Here is a 13,766-nt window from a genome sequence, read left to right on the forward strand (position 1 = left end):
GATTAAAAGGAGGAAAAAACATGGGCGGTCATCGCTTTAATCCAGAGAAAGCAGATTTACTGGTTGATCCAAAAAGGGAAGAGACATTATCTCCAACAAAGATGGCTGAACTCCTTGAGCTTAAGCCAGGGGAGATCATCGCTGATTTAGGTGCCGGAAATGGATTTTTTGCTATTCCTTTTGCTAGAAAAACAAAAGAAAAACTGGTTGCAATTGATATCGAACCTTTAATGTTGGAAAAATTAAAAGAACGAGCTAGGGAGGCTGGAATTAAAAACATTGAATACAAAGTAAGCAGTCTTGAAAACTTGCAGCTTGAAGGAGGAACATTCGATAAAATTTTGACAGCGCTTGTTCTTCATGAAGTGAGTGATTTACAAGGGGTTCTAAGTTCTATCCATAAAGCATTAAAGCCAAACGGAAAAGCATTGATTATTGAGTGGGAAAAGGTCGAAACAGACAGCGGCCCACCTTTACAAGAGCGAATTTCATCTGAAGAGATGGTGGAAATTGTGCAGAAATTACCGTTTAACACGACCGTCCATAAACTGAATGATTCTCAATATGGCGTGTTGCTTGAAAAAATATAGATGGATTAATTTAGTGAGGTTTATAGTTAGTCAAAGAATAATAGCAGCAAAGCATTTTAATGGTTGCAGTTTTTTTAATCGGTAATCAAGGAAGGGGACTTTTGAGCTAACTCACAGCTGTCGCTCCTTTCGAATTGTTTTTATAAAGATAAAATTGATTTTTATAAAGAGGAGCTGAATTCATGGTAAATAAACTTACAATCATTCAGCAAAATGACACTCATGTCTGTCTTGAGATTCACCCGAACCTTACTGAAAAAAACAGTCCATGATTAAAAAGCTGGAGGTTTTCTAGAATCCAGCACTATGTGGCCCTTCAAATGCTGGTTGAGAGACAGTTTTTTCACCGAAGCTCTGTTTTCTATCTTTCAACCCCAAGTGGTGGGACAGTTTTTTCACGGAAATGGGCAGTCTATCGGGCCATACAAAAGGGTAGAAGGAAAAAATGGTAACGATAGAAGATCTAACCTGCCCTAAGATGGTTGGATGTAAGTCAAGGAAACAATAGAAAATCATTCATCGAAGTAGCAGTCATTATCTCAAAATACCAACTCTTTCCCTGTGCATTTTTTTAATAATTGGCAGTCGAAATCCGGCATTGAATAACGGAATAATAAGATAATAAAAAGGTAATGGAAGGGGGATTGTGACAATGGATGTAAATAAAGTATTAGATGCGAAAGGGCTTGCGTGCCCGATGCCAATTGTTAAAACGAAAAAAGAAATGACAACGCTTGAAGCTGGCCAGGTGATGGAAATTCAAGCGACAGATAAAGGTTCCACTGCAGATCTCAAAGCTTGGGCTGAGAGCACTGGTAATCAATACTTAGGGACAGTCGAAGATGGTGATGTGTTAAAGCATTACCTTAGAAAAGCCACTCCAGAGGAAGAAAAAGAAGAGGCGAAACATCCAGATGTAGTGAACTTAGGAGATTTACAAAAGAAAATCGCTGGCGAGGAAAAAATTACGATTTTGGACGTGAGGGAACCAGCGGAATATGCATTTGGTCATATCCCAGGTGCCGTTAATATCCCTCTTGGGGAACTGGAAAAGCGGTTTGAAGAATTGAATCAAGACGATGAGCTTCATATCATCTGCCGTACGGGCAGCCGGAGTGATTTAGCGGCACAGAAATTGACGGAAAAAGGTTTTAAGAATGTGAAAAATGTCGTTCCTGGAATGAAAGAGTGGACAGGCGATTTAAATAAAAACCATTAGGGGGAAATCATAATGAAAGTCGCGATTATCGCAGCAAATAGCGGAATGTTCGATGCCTATAAAGTGTTTAATATTGCAACAGCAGCAGCGGCCACGGATGCAGAGGTCGGAATTTTTTTTACCTTTGAAGGATTAAACCTTATTCATAAAGAAGCACATAAAAATTTACCGATGCCAGCGGGGACGGAACACTTCCAGGAAGGTTTTAAAAAGGCAAATGTGCCACCCGTTGAAGAATTAGTTGGAATGGCGGCAGATCTTGGTGTAAAAATGATTGCCTGTCAAATGACAATGGATGTCATGAGTCTTGAAAAAGAACAATTTATTGAGGGAATCGATGTTGGTGGTGCGGTTACGTTCCTAACTTTTGCAAAAGATGCGGATGTCACGTTAACCTTCTAGCTGAATACGAAGAGGTGAAAAAATGACAACAGTGAAAACCATCTCGGTAAAAGAACTGGTCAAAAAGATTCTCAGCAACGAGAAAATCTTTATTTTAGATGCTCGAAATACCGATGATTTCGATGATTGGAAAATTGAAGGCGAGAATGTGGAAATCATCAATGCGCCGTACTTTGACTTGTTGGACGGAGTGGAGTCGATTGTAGACAAGTTGCCGAAGGGGCAAGACATTTTTGTGATTTGTGCAAAAGGTGGCTCTTCGGAATTTGTTGCTGAACAGCTTGTTGAGGCTGGGTTTACACAAGCTTATTCGATTGAAGGCGGCATGAAAGCATGGAGTGAGCATTTAGAGCCGATTAAAGTTGGAGATGTTTCTGGTGGCGGAGCGATTTATCAATTTGTTCGAATCGGGAAAGGTTGCTTGTCTTATTTAGTAGAATCAAACGGACAAGCAGCGATAATTGATACAAATCGCATGCTTCAACCGTATGAGGATTTTATCAAAGAAAAAGGATTCAAATTAACTCATGTGTTTGACACTCACTTACATGCCGACCATATCTCAGGTGGAAGGAAGCTCGCCGGAAATTATGGCGCACAGTATTATCTGCCACCGAAAGATGCCGATGAAGTTCAATTCAACTACAATCAAGTCAATGATGCTGATGAATTTAAAGTGGGAGACATAATGATTAAAGCTCTTTATTCCCCAGGGCATACAATCGGAAGTACATCTTATATTGTGGATGACAAATATCTGTTAACAGGAGATATTTTGTTTATTGATTCAATTGGACGTCCAGATTTAGCTGGGAAAGCTCAAGACTGGGTAGCGGATTTAAGAAATACGCTTTATAAAACATACAAAGAACTAGCCGACGAATTACTCGTTCTTCCAGCTCATTATATGACTCACCATGAAATGAATGACGACGGAAGTGTATCGGAAAAGCTTGGCGTGCTGTATAAAGAAAATCACGGTTTAAACATTGAAGATGATGAAGAGTTTCGAAAGACGGTATCGGAAAATTTACCGCCACAACCAAACTCTTATCAAGAAATCCGTGAAACCAATATGGGAAAGATCAGCCCAGAAGAAGAGCAACAAAGAGAAATGGAAATTGGTCCAAATCGCTGTGCAGTAAGATAGACGTAAAAACTGGGATACCTATGTTGGTGTCCCAGTTTTTTATTTTTATTTTTTAAAAACCTGCTGCAAAAAAAATTGTTTAAACTGTTGACATTATACCTACAGGGGTATAATATAAATCTTGTCACCGCAATTCAAAGTACATTGGTGATCAGACATATTAATGGAAAGGTGGGGCCCAATTTGGAATATATCAATTATATCTTAATCGGTATACTTGTTTATTTATTATTGAAACGTCTTATTCCGACAAAGGGAATTAGACATATATCAACAGATCAGTTGAAAAAAGAATTGAAAGAAACGAAAAATAAACAATTCATTGATGTGCGCTCACCTGGAGAATTTAAAGGCAATCATATTAGAGGATTTAAAAATCTTCCATTACACCAATTATCGCAAAAAGCCACAACTCTTGATAAAGATAATGAAGTGGTAGTGATTTGTCAAAGTGGAATGAGAAGTCAAAAAGCATGTTCTCAGTTGAAAAAATTAGGATTTAAAAATATTACAAACGTAAAAGGCGGAGTAAGCGCCTGGAGACCATAAGGAGGAAAAAAGAATGAAAAAAATGACAGCAAAAGAAGTAGAAAATCTTTTAAAAGAAAACAAGGAATTAAATATTGTGGATGTACGTGAAGTGGATGAAGTCGCAACAGGGAAAATTCCAGGAGCAATTCATATCCCGCTAGGCTTAATCGAATTTCGTATGCATGAACTAGATAAATCAAAAGAATATATCATGGTATGTCGCTCAGGAGGTAGAAGCGGACGTGCATCAGAGTTCCTTGAGTACAACGGCTACAAGGTCATTAATATGACTGGTGGCATGATGTCATGGGAAGGACCTACTGAATAAATTTTTGGCTTTTATCATACCCTTCTGGGTAATATGGAATCAGGTGAACTGAAATTCTAACAAAAATCATCGAAGCATATTTTAACGAAAGAGTCAGGTGATTAGATGGAAGAGAAAAACGTAAACAACGTCAATGATTGTTCCACTGGTTCCTGAGGCATCGGGAAACAAAAACCCGGTCGTCATAAAAGCATTCCGCCGATATGACCTGGGGTTTATGTTTGGCTCCTGGTAGGAGCTATTATGTTGATTAAGAGTTTCTTCTAAAGAGGAAGGCTAGCATATTAACAATGTAAGTCAAAAAGAGTGTCAATGGGTACCGACCCCCAAAATTTAGATGATAAAACTAACTTTTTGGAGTGTTTTTTTGGTCAAATATAGTGAGGAATTTAAAATAAAGCTTGTTACTGAGTATTTACATGGAAATCTTTGATATAACTCATTGGCGAGAAATACAATAAGCCCTCTTTTTTAAGCATTATCGTAACGGTTTTAAGCTAAAGTACTCAAGCGCTTGATTGATATAATCTAAGTCAAAGATTTTCTTCTCGATGCAAAATTGAAGAACTAAATCTTGTGTATCACTATCAGAGAACGAATACCCTGCCGCACCTAAAAGTTCAACAACATCGTCGTAATCTAGTTTTAAAGCGAAAGCGAGGCTAAGCACCGTATTTTTTCGTGGTTGGTAGTTCGGAATCGAACGGATTTTTGAAAACAACTTGCGGTCGATTCCTGCTTTTTTATAAATGTCCGCATCACGGGCAGCTGTTTGATCGATGTAACGAAAAAGGACTTGGCTAAAGGTTGGTTTCCGCCGTGCTTCAATAAATGCTTCGAGTTCAATCTGCTGGAGTTCTTCTTGAAGGGGGCTATCGCTATACAATTCTAATTCAGCGGACGTAACCAATTCAAAATCAATCTGCTGGTAGGTTTGTACATATTGTTCCAATTCCATGAGTAGTTCTTTGCTTAGCATTGGATAATCCTCCGAAAAATGTCGCTTTTAAAGCGACCAAATATTGGTTGCACTCAAGTACGATTGTACCATGGGAAACCAATTTTGAGAGGATGATAGACATGAAAGCAAATAAAACGGAAATCGTTTTTTTACTCGATCGCAGTGGTTCCATGGCTGGACTTGAAAAAGATACGATCGGTGGATTTAACTCCTTTTTAAAAAGACAGTATCAATATGAAGGAGAAACCATTGTGACGACGGTTCTTTTTGACGATGAATATGAAATTTTGTGGAATGGGGAAGATGCAAACGGAATGATTCTGACGGAACAGGAATATTATGTAAGAGGATGTACGGCATTGCTTGATGCCGTTGGAAAAACCATTTTAGATGTCGGTGCCCGATTATCGAAACAAGCTGAGGATGAACGACCGGAAAAGGTGTTATTCGTGATTACAACGGATGGAATGGAAAATGCTAGTCGGGAGTTTTCTTATCAAAAAGTCAAAGAGATGATTCACCACCAGCAAGAAACATATAATTGGGAATTTATTTTTATGGGAGCTAATATCGATGCTGCTGCTGAAGCTAGTCAATTAGGAATTGAGAAAAAAAGTGCGTTCCAGTTTGATGCTTCTGAAAAAGGAGTAGAAGAAATGTATGAAATGGTGAATGAGGTTGTCACAGAAAAAAGACGAAATAGCATATAAATACAAAGGGACAATTCAAATGAAACATGCGAGTTTTAAAGTTTCATACATTCTAATTGACAAAATCCTTCACCGTCGTTTATAGTATTACTATCTTAATTGAATAGTTCTCCTAAAGGGGAGTAGCTTTTACAGCAGAGTCGTCAATTCGGAGATCACCATCTCCCGGCTTTGTTGGCAACCTTGATGTTGTTAGCAAGACCTTTACCTTTAATGGTAAAGGTCTTTTTGTTTTTCTGGAAACCTTTACCAATGTTGGTGAAGGTTTTTTGTTTTATTCAAGGTTAAAAGAATGCGAGGTTGATTACAGCAGCAAATTCAACACAATCTTATCCAAAAAATAAACCTAGCATCATAGGAAATTAATACAGATAGGAGAGAAAATAATGAAAAAACCAAAAATTAACTTCATGGATCTGGTAAAGAAAAATAAAGAAGAATTACTAAATGATCGCAAAGAATTGGCGAAAATTGAGGAGCGGATTGAAAACAAACATTCCAAATTAGCAATGGAACAGTTATGGAAATTAACTTCAAACTAAACTAGGGGGCTATTCATGTTACTAAGAAAATATATGTCTTTGTTAGGAATTGGTTCGGCACAAATCGATTTGGTATTGGAAAAAGATACTTATCGAGCTGGTGAGACCGTAAAAGGGGTCTTCCATATTAAAGGGGGTACCATTGACCAGCAGTTAAAGAGAATTGAATGCGACTTGGTGCGCCGAGACCTTCTTTTAGAAAAAGATGTAGTGCTGCATACCGCTACGATCCTAACTTCTTCAACCATTCAAGCAGATGCTGTAAATGAGGTTTTGTTTTCATTTAAGCTTCCTGAGGATATGGAGGTCTCTACAGAAACGCAATCCTATCGATTTTCAACAAGGTTATATTTTACGCAGGGCGTGGCTAGCAGTGATCATGATGAGATCAAGGTTGTCACGAATTAACCTTTGTGAAGCAGCCAAACATCATTTTATTTTAGGAGGAAAACAGAATTGGAATTTTCCATATTATTAGAGTACGGGTGGGTCCTATTATTATTAGTTGCCCTTGAAGGACTGCTTGCCGCAGATAATGCGTTAGTTTTAGCGATTATGGTTAAGCACCTTCCTGAGGAAGAAAGGAAAAAGGCGCTTTTTTACGGCTTAGCTGGAGCGTTTGTCTTCCGTTTTGCTTCCTTATTTGCAATTTCCTTCCTTGTCGACGTTTGGCAGGTGCAAGCGATTGGAGCGTTATATCTCCTGTTCATCGCAATCAATCATATTGTGCGGAAACTTATTTTTAAACAAAAAGAATCAGATGTACCAGAAAAAGAAGCAAAGAAAACTGGATTTTGGGGTACGGTGTTGAAAGTAGAATTAGCGGATATTGCCTTTGCGGTTGATTCCATTCTAGCAGCTGTCGCCTTAGCAATGACTTTACCAAATACAAACCTTCCTGCCATCGGAGGCATGGATGGTGGAAAGTTTTTAGTGATTTTCGCCGGTGGGATGATTGGTTTGATCATCATGCGGTTTGCCGCGAATCTGTTTGTGAAATTGCTCCATTCCCGTCCAGGGCTTGAAATTGCCGCATTTGCGATTGTTGGTTGGGTAGGTGTCAAGTTAGCGGTGTTAACGTTGGGGCACGAAGATATTGGAGTCATTCCACATGACTTTGCTCATTCAACAGAGTGGAAGCTTATATTCTATATCGTTCTATTAGGAATTGCAGCAAGTGGATGGTTTTTTACAAAAGGAAAGCAAGAACAAGCGGCCTCATAATTCTGAAGAGCTAAGAGCCTGAACGACTCCAAGCAACCGAGCATATGTTACAAGCAAGAGGAGGCGATTTAGGATTGGCATCATTCAGTAGCTTAGCTCAAAGTGTTTCGTTCACTAGCCAGGGCTCAAGTTTTCGGCTGAATGACAAGCATCCAGAACTTGAGCCAATCGGCAAGGGTAGAAGCGCTTATGCTTTTAAAATAAAAGAGACAAACCTAGTAATCAAAGTGTTTTTCCCTTCTTTTGAGTCAGTCGCAAAAGAGGAAGCTGATGTATATAAGGTACTTGGCCAAAACCCATATTATCCAAGTTTATATGATTCTGGCGATCGTTACTTGGTTATTGATTATATAAGTGGTGATACATTATTTGATTGTTTAGTAAAGGGAATCGAGATTCGAGATGAATACATTCATGAAATCCAGCAGGCTCTTCTGTATGCAAGAAAACAAGGGCTAAATCCAGCGGATATTCATTTGAAAAACATCATTCTAACAAAAGATAAAAGCATCAAAATGATCGATGTTGCTCGTTTCCGACAACATCAAAAATGTAGAAGATGGCTGGATTTAAAAAAAGCCTATACAAAGATTTATAAAAAGTGGTTCTTTCCCAACAAGACACCTGAATTTGTCTTGAACCTCATTGCTTTTTTTTATAAGCGGAGACTGATTCCTTCTTTTCGGTAGGAAATCTATTATTACTTTGATAAGACCCTGCTCATGATAAGTGAGCAGGGTTTTTTTTGTGGTTTGAAAACAGGCTAATGGCAAGTTGAGGATTGCTTATAGCAAAGTTTCTCCGTAAATTAATTGATTGAGATTTGTTCATGAAATCGTCCATTTTAGGACATCGTAAAAATGAAAAAGGGTTGCAATCAGCATATAAGCATTTTATTATATAAGTAGTTTCTTATATGTTGATGTGTGGGGGTGAAGGAATGGAGAAGAATTCATTAGAAGGTACGGCAAATATTTTAAAACTAATGGGCGATAAAACAAGATTATCGATGTTAGGTTTATTAATCAAACATGATTGTTGTGTCTGTGAGTTTGTGGAGATGTTTAAAATGTCACAGCCTGCCATTAGTCAACATCTACGAAAATTAAAGGATGCTGGTTTAGTAAAAGAAACAAGGAAAGGTCAGTGGATTTTTTATTCTTTAAACAAAGACAATCAGTATTATCCACTTGTTCAGGATGTGATCAAATATATCCCTGACCAGGAACAAAAATTGATTCTTTTACAGCAACAGGGACTTCGAATTTCCTGTGATTAAAATGGAGGTTTTACCGTGACACAAGTTCTACTCGCTTCATTGATTTTTATTGTGACACTGATTCTAGTCATTTGGCAACCGAAAAACCTTTCGATTGGTTGGTCTGCTTGTGGCGGGGCGATTCTTGCCTTACTCGTCGGTGTTGTTGATTTCGGAGACGTCTGGGACGTAACCGGAATTGTTTGGAATGCGACATTAGCTTTTATCGCCATTATTATGATCTCGCTTATACTGGATGAAATTGGTTTCTTTGAATGGGCCGCACTTCATATGGCAAGAGTCGCAAATGGAAACGGGGTCAAAATGTTCATCTACGTCTCCATTTTAGGTGCTTTGGTTGCTGCGTTCTTTGCCAACGACGGTGCCGCTCTAATTTTAACACCGATTGTGCTTGCGATGGTGCGCGCGTTGAAATTCGATGAAAAAATGGTGTTTCCATTTATTATCGCAAGTGGATTTATTGCAGATACGACGTCATTGCCACTCATTGTTAGTAACTTGGTGAACATTGTTTCTGCCGACTTCTTTGGGATTGGCTTTGTTGAATTTGCTTCGCGAATGATTGTGCCAAACTTATTCTCGTTAGCAGCAAGTATTTTGGTTCTATATTTCTTTTTCCGAAAAAGCATTCCGAAAAAGTATGATATAACTCATTTAAAACAACCAGTTGAAGCGATTCGCGATCGTAAGATGTTTACGATTTCTTGGGTTGTGCTTGCTGTTCTGTTAGTCGGCTACTTTGCAAGTGAGTTCGTTGGGGTACCGGTGTCGTTTATCGCCGGCATCATTGCGATTGTTTTCTTATTGATGGCAAGACGAAGTCCAGCAGTCAATACGAAAACGGTCATCAAAGGAGCTCCTTGGAACATCGTTTTCTTCTCGATTGGGATGTATGTGGTTGTTTATGGATTGCGTAATGCTGGATTGACTACTGTCCTATCCGATGTGATTCAAGTGTTTGCGGATCAAGGGCTATTCGCAGCGACCGTCGGAATGGGCTTCATAGCGGCGATTTTATCATCGGTAATGAACAATATGCCTACCGTTATGATTGATGCCCTTGCGATTGCCGACACGAATACAACCGGTGTGATTCGAGAAGCCTTAATTTATGCAAACGTCATTGGTTCGGATTTAGGACCGAAAATCACGCCAATAGGATCGCTAGCGACCCTATTATGGCTACATGTTCTAAGTTTAAAAGGCGTCAAAATCACTTGGGGTACTTATTTTAAAACAGGAATCATTTTAACGATTCCCACGCTATTCATTACGTTAGTGGGACTCTACCTATGGTTGCTGATCATCCCGCATTAACTGGCAGTAAGGCCCCTACTTCAAGACATGAGGAAGACCTAAAAAGGATAAGTCGGGGACCAACTGCCAGTAAAAGCCCGATTGGTTCAACTAACATTCAGTGGGGGATGGAGAACCCCCCCCACTGAATGAAGTTTCACTTTATCTAAATTACATCTTAAAGGAGAATCATCTATGTCTAAAAAAACAATTTACTTCTTATGTACAGGAAACTCTTGCCGCAGCCAAATGGCCGAAGGTTGGGCGAAAAAATATTTGGGTGACGAGTGGGAAGTCAAAAGTGCTGGAATTGAAGCGCACGGGTTAAACCCAAATGCTGTAAAAGCAATGAAAGAAATCGACATTGATATTACGAACCAAACTTCTGACATCATTGATCCAGAGATTTTAAATAACGCTGAATTTGTTGTCACTCTTTGTGGAGATGCCGCTGACAAATGTCCAGTCACACCTCCACATGTAAAACGAGACCACTGGGGCTTTGATGACCCAGCTAAGGCCCAAGGAACAGATGAAGAAAAATGGGCGTTTTTCCAACGTGTGCGTGATGAAATTGGTGAGCGCATCAAAACATTTGCGGAAACTGGAAAGTAAAAGGAGCAGTGCGAAGAGGCTTTGCTCCTCTTCGTGTTTGACTAAGGCTCTTTTCTCAGGCCTTATTGCTTTTGAACAACAATTACACTGAATGAACTAGGTTATAAGAAAAAAAGAGCTGTTTAGGATTTTAAAGGTAATTTTTACGTAATAGCCTTAACTAAAAAGAGGAGGGATTCGATATGAACATAGTAGAAATCTTTGATCCGGCATTATGTTGTCCGACGGGTGTTTGTGGACCAAGCGTCGATCCGGAGCTAACAAGAATGGCGTCCGCTGTTTTTCTATTAGAAAAGAAGGGACATGATATTACGCGATACAATCTAGCGACCGATCCAGCTAAATTTGCGGAAAACGAAGCGGTAAATAAAGTCCTTCACGAAAAAGGACCAGATGCACTACCTATGACGGTCTTAAACGGGGAAGTTGTCAAAACAGGAGCATATCCGAGCAATGAACAGCTTGCTTCATGGTTTGGTGTCGCGGAAGAGGATTTAAAAGAAAAGAAAGCGAGCAAAACGCTTAACTTATTATAGAAGGCTCTTTTCTCAGACTTTATTGCTTTTGACACAAAAAATACGACTGAATAAGCATGGTTATACAAATAATAGCTTCATTTTATGAGAAAAGAGCTTGAAAACTTAATGAAACATACAAATTGGCTATTATTACGTTAAAATCGGCTTTAAGATTTTAACAACAATTTTTATGAAAACAGACCGATAGAAAGAAGGTACACATGATGTTTCAACCCTTTGAACCAAAACAAGTAATTGATACTCCGTTTCTGTTTTTTACCGGAAAAGGAGGGGTAGGGAAAACGTCAACGGCGTGTGCCACTGCCGTTTCATTGGCGGATGAGGGGAAAAAGGTGCTCCTTGTTAGCACAGACCCCGCTTCCAATTTGCAGGATGTTTTGGAAGTGGAATTAAGCAATGAACCGAAAGCCGTACCATTAGTAGCTGGTTTATTTGCCTGTAATCTTGACCCAGAAGAAGCTGCAAGAGCTTATCGTGAAAAAGTGGTCGGCCCTTACCGCGGAAAACTGCCAGATTCCGTTGTCGCGACAATGGAAGAGCAATTATCAGGTGCATGTACGGTCGAAATTGCCGCATTTGATGAATTTACCGGCTTGCTTTTAAATGAAACTATTGTGGCTGCTTATGACCATATCATTTTTGATACGGCTCCTACTGGTCACACGTTGAGATTGCTGCAACTTCCGACGGCTTGGAGTGGATTCTTGGAGGAAAGTACCCATGGAGCGTCTTGTTTAGGTCCATTGTCAGGATTAGCGGAGAAAAAGGCGATTTATTCCGAGAGCATGAAAGCCTTAGCGGACCCTAAAAAAACCACTTTGATTTTAGTGGCGCGCCCAGATGAATCTTCGTTGTTTGAAGCAAACCGAGCTTCACAAGAATTAAAAGAAATCGGCATCAGCAATCAGCTATTAATTGTGAATGGATTAATGGAAACGTTTGTGGCAGATGACACCGTTTCAGCGAGTTTTTATGAAAAGCAACAAGCAGCGATTGCCAAAATGCCAGCGGGGATTGTGGGAGTGACGACCTTCTCCTTGCCTTATGTGTCTTATTCGTTAACAGGATTGGCGAACTTGCGACAACTATTGGATCATCAAACAGTGGTTGAATCAGGGGGGGCTGAAGTAAGCTCCCATCATCAGCTAGCGAGTCTAAATGAATTGGTAGAAGACTTATCTAAAAAAGGGACAAGAGTTATTTTTACAATGGGGAAGGGCGGCGTCGGCAAAACCACAATGGCGTCGGCGATCGCGGTTGGACTTGTAGAAAAGGGACATAAAGTTCATTTGACGACAACCGATCCGGCAGCCCACCTCGACCTGATGTTCAAGAGCGACGATCATAATGAGTCCTTATCTTTGAGTCGAATTGACCCTAAAAAAGAGGTTGAAGCCTATAAACAAGAAGTTTTAGCAAATGTGAGCGAAGAACTCGATGAGGCAGGCCTAGCCTACTTAGAGGAAGATTTAAACTCTCCATGTACAGAGGAAATTGCTGTGTTCCGCGCGTTTGCAGAAGTTGTGGAACGCTCCAAGGATGAAATCGTGGTCATTGATACAGCGCCTACTGGTCACACATTATTGCTTTTAGATGCAGCACAGTCTTACCACAAGGAATTGGCGCGGACAACAGGGGAAGTACCAGAAAGCGTTCAAAAGTTGTTGCCACGATTGCGTAATTCCGAAGAGACGAGTGTTGTTATTGTGACCTTAGCTGAAGCAACACCTGTTCTCGAGGCAAGTCGTTTGCAAGATGATTTAAAACGAGCGGAAATAACTCCGAATTGGTGGATTATTAATCAAAGTTTATATGCGACCGACACAAAGGACCCTGTTTTGAGAGGCAGAGCGCTTGCTGAAGAACAGTGGATTGAAAAAGTCGAAACAGAATTAGCAGAGAAAGCCGCGATTGTTCCGTTATATAGTCAAAATAAAACAGGTTATGAGCAGTTAAAAGTGTTTAGTGGATGATTTCTCGAATTGTTGTCAAACTATTGGATGAGGTTCAGATATGAAGGAAGCGTTAAAAAAGATTTATCCGAACGCTTAAAAAATCGATTAAAGAGGCTCGGTTCTGGAATGGAATCGAGTCTCTTTTTGGAATTGTGGAGGACTATCGTTTCCGAAAAGAGAGGAGAGAAGAGAGTTTGGTAACGATAGAGATTCTATCGTGCCCGAAAAGAGAGGAGAGAAGAGAGTTTGGTAACGATAGAGATTCTATCGTGCCTGAAAAGAGAGGAGAGAAGAGAGTTTGGTAACGATAGAGATTCTATCGTGCCCGAAAGAGAGGAGAGAATAGAATTTAGTAACGATAGGAATCCACCCTCATCCAGGCCGTAAACCGCGAGAAGTGTCTAGTGTTAGTGTTACGAAAGAAA

Annotated in this window: 17 protein-coding genes; 16 read left to right on the forward strand and 1 reads right to left on the reverse strand. The window is 39.7% G+C overall.

From position 1 onward, the window contains the following. The first annotated feature begins 20 nt into the window (after positions 1-20). From M3182_RS16805 to M3182_RS16830, 6 genes are all read left to right on the forward strand, one after another. Positions 21-590 (forward strand): class I SAM-dependent methyltransferase, encoded by a 570-nt coding sequence (locus tag M3182_RS16805; protein WP_251426138.1) that lies wholly within the window; start codon positions 21-23, stop codon positions 588-590. A gap of 652 nt (positions 591-1,242) precedes the next feature. Then, positions 1,243-1,809 carry a sulfurtransferase TusA family protein gene (locus M3182_RS16810; RefSeq protein WP_285868545.1) on the forward strand — a complete coding sequence of 189 codons (567 nt, stop codon included), beginning with the start codon at positions 1,243-1,245 and terminating at the stop codon, positions 1,807-1,809. A 12-nt stretch (positions 1,810-1,821) separates the two neighbouring features. Continuing rightward, positions 1,822-2,211, forward strand: coding sequence for a DsrE/DsrF/DrsH-like family protein (locus M3182_RS16815; protein ID WP_251559139.1), 390 nt, complete (start codon positions 1,822-1,824; stop codon positions 2,209-2,211). 22 nt (positions 2,212-2,233) lie between these two features. Beyond that, complete coding sequence (locus M3182_RS16820) at positions 2,234-3,361, forward strand: MBL fold metallo-hydrolase (RefSeq protein WP_251426141.1); 1,128 nt, start codon at positions 2,234-2,236, stop codon at positions 3,359-3,361. Between the two features lie 183 nt (positions 3,362-3,544). After that, positions 3,545-3,910 (forward strand): rhodanese-like domain-containing protein, encoded by a 366-nt coding sequence (locus M3182_RS16825; RefSeq protein ID WP_251559140.1) that lies wholly within the window; start codon positions 3,545-3,547, stop codon positions 3,908-3,910. Between the two features lie 13 nt (positions 3,911-3,923). Continuing rightward, positions 3,924-4,220 (forward strand): rhodanese-like domain-containing protein, encoded by a 297-nt coding sequence (locus tag M3182_RS16830; protein WP_251426143.1) that lies wholly within the window; start codon positions 3,924-3,926, stop codon positions 4,218-4,220. 478 nt (positions 4,221-4,698) lie between these two features. Here M3182_RS16830 and M3182_RS16835 read toward each other — a convergent pair whose 3' ends face one another. Further along, positions 4,699-5,199, reverse strand: a complete 501-nt coding sequence (locus tag M3182_RS16835) for a hypothetical protein (RefSeq protein ID WP_251426144.1) — start codon at positions 5,197-5,199, stop codon at positions 4,699-4,701. 101 nt (positions 5,200-5,300) lie between these two features. On the opposite strand from M3182_RS16835, the gene M3182_RS16840 reads away from it, so the two are divergent. The 10 genes from M3182_RS16840 to arsA all read left to right on the forward strand — a co-directional run bounded on the left by M3182_RS16840 (position 5,301) and on the right by arsA (position 13,359). Beyond that, the gene (locus tag M3182_RS16840; RefSeq protein WP_251426145.1) at positions 5,301-5,891 is read left to right on the forward strand and encodes a vWA domain-containing protein; all 591 of its coding nucleotides are present in this window, start codon (positions 5,301-5,303) and stop codon (positions 5,889-5,891) included. 386 nt (positions 5,892-6,277) lie between these two features. After that, positions 6,278-6,433 carry an FbpB family small basic protein gene (locus tag M3182_RS16845; protein ID WP_251426146.1) on the forward strand — a complete coding sequence of 52 codons (156 nt, stop codon included), beginning with the start codon at positions 6,278-6,280 and terminating at the stop codon, positions 6,431-6,433. 15 nt (positions 6,434-6,448) lie between these two features. After that, on the forward strand, positions 6,449-6,841 hold the full coding sequence (locus M3182_RS16850; RefSeq protein WP_251426147.1) for a sporulation protein: 393 nt from the start codon (positions 6,449-6,451) through the stop codon (positions 6,839-6,841). Positions 6,842-6,889: 48 nt separating this feature from the next. After that, positions 6,890-7,657: a TerC family protein gene (locus M3182_RS16855; RefSeq protein WP_251559142.1), complete on the forward strand. Its 768-nt coding sequence runs from the start codon at positions 6,890-6,892 to the stop codon at positions 7,655-7,657. 74 nt (positions 7,658-7,731) lie between these two features. Beyond that, positions 7,732-8,346, forward strand: coding sequence for a protein kinase family protein (locus tag M3182_RS16860; RefSeq protein WP_251426149.1), 615 nt, complete (start codon positions 7,732-7,734; stop codon positions 8,344-8,346). Positions 8,347-8,597: 251 nt separating this feature from the next. Beyond that, complete coding sequence (locus tag M3182_RS16865; protein ID WP_251426150.1) at positions 8,598-8,936, forward strand: ArsR/SmtB family transcription factor; 339 nt, start codon at positions 8,598-8,600, stop codon at positions 8,934-8,936. Positions 8,937-8,951: 15 nt separating this feature from the next. Then, on the forward strand, positions 8,952-10,253 hold the full coding sequence (locus tag M3182_RS16870; protein ID WP_251426151.1) for an arsenic transporter: 1,302 nt from the start codon (positions 8,952-8,954) through the stop codon (positions 10,251-10,253). Positions 10,254-10,427: 174 nt separating this feature from the next. Continuing rightward, positions 10,428-10,847, forward strand: coding sequence for an arsenate reductase (thioredoxin) (gene arsC / locus M3182_RS16875; protein WP_251426152.1), 420 nt, complete (start codon positions 10,428-10,430; stop codon positions 10,845-10,847). 182 nt (positions 10,848-11,029) lie between these two features. Further along, positions 11,030-11,383 carry an arsenite efflux transporter metallochaperone ArsD gene (gene arsD, locus M3182_RS16880; protein ID WP_251426153.1) on the forward strand — a complete coding sequence of 118 codons (354 nt, stop codon included), beginning with the start codon at positions 11,030-11,032 and terminating at the stop codon, positions 11,381-11,383. 206 nt (positions 11,384-11,589) lie between these two features. Next, a complete protein-coding gene (gene arsA / locus M3182_RS16885) occupies positions 11,590-13,359 on the forward strand; it encodes an arsenical pump-driving ATPase (protein WP_251559169.1) in 1,770 nt (589 codons plus the stop codon). The last annotated feature ends 407 nt before the right edge of the window (positions 13,360-13,766 follow it).

Origin of the sequence: Mesobacillus maritimus (genome assembly GCF_023715205.1) — a bacterium.
In the GTDB taxonomy this organism is placed as follows: domain Bacteria; phylum Bacillota; class Bacilli; order Bacillales; family Cytobacillaceae; genus Mesobacillus_B; species Mesobacillus_B maritimus_C.

What these genes read in the sequence shown, in the direction of transcription:
- M3182_RS16805 (WP_251426138.1), top strand. Translation starts at nt 21, where the DNA reads ATGGGCGGTCATCGCTTTAATCCAGAGAAAGCAGATTTACTGGTTGAT.
- M3182_RS16810 (WP_285868545.1), top strand. Translation starts at nt 1,243, where the DNA reads ATGGATGTAAATAAAGTATTAGATGCGAAAGGGCTTGCGTGCCCGATG.
- M3182_RS16815 (WP_251559139.1), top strand. Translation starts at nt 1,822, where the DNA reads ATGAAAGTCGCGATTATCGCAGCAAATAGCGGAATGTTCGATGCCTAT.
- M3182_RS16820 (WP_251426141.1), top strand. Translation starts at nt 2,234, where the DNA reads ATGACAACAGTGAAAACCATCTCGGTAAAAGAACTGGTCAAAAAGATT.
- M3182_RS16830 (WP_251426143.1), top strand. Translation starts at nt 3,924, where the DNA reads ATGAAAAAAATGACAGCAAAAGAAGTAGAAAATCTTTTAAAAGAAAAC.
- M3182_RS16835 (WP_251426144.1), bottom strand. Translation starts at nt 5,199, where the DNA reads ATGCTAAGCAAAGAACTACTCATGGAATTGGAACAATATGTACAAACC.
- M3182_RS16840 (WP_251426145.1), top strand. Translation starts at nt 5,301, where the DNA reads ATGAAAGCAAATAAAACGGAAATCGTTTTTTTACTCGATCGCAGTGGT.
- M3182_RS16845 (WP_251426146.1), top strand. Translation starts at nt 6,278, where the DNA reads ATGAAAAAACCAAAAATTAACTTCATGGATCTGGTAAAGAAAAATAAA.
- M3182_RS16850 (WP_251426147.1), top strand. Translation starts at nt 6,449, where the DNA reads ATGTTACTAAGAAAATATATGTCTTTGTTAGGAATTGGTTCGGCACAA.
- M3182_RS16865 (WP_251426150.1), top strand. Translation starts at nt 8,598, where the DNA reads ATGGAGAAGAATTCATTAGAAGGTACGGCAAATATTTTAAAACTAATG.
- arsC (WP_251426152.1), top strand. Translation starts at nt 10,428, where the DNA reads ATGTCTAAAAAAACAATTTACTTCTTATGTACAGGAAACTCTTGCCGC.
- arsD (WP_251426153.1), top strand. Translation starts at nt 11,030, where the DNA reads ATGAACATAGTAGAAATCTTTGATCCGGCATTATGTTGTCCGACGGGT.
- arsA (WP_251559169.1), top strand. Translation starts at nt 11,590, where the DNA reads ATGTTTCAACCCTTTGAACCAAAACAAGTAATTGATACTCCGTTTCTG.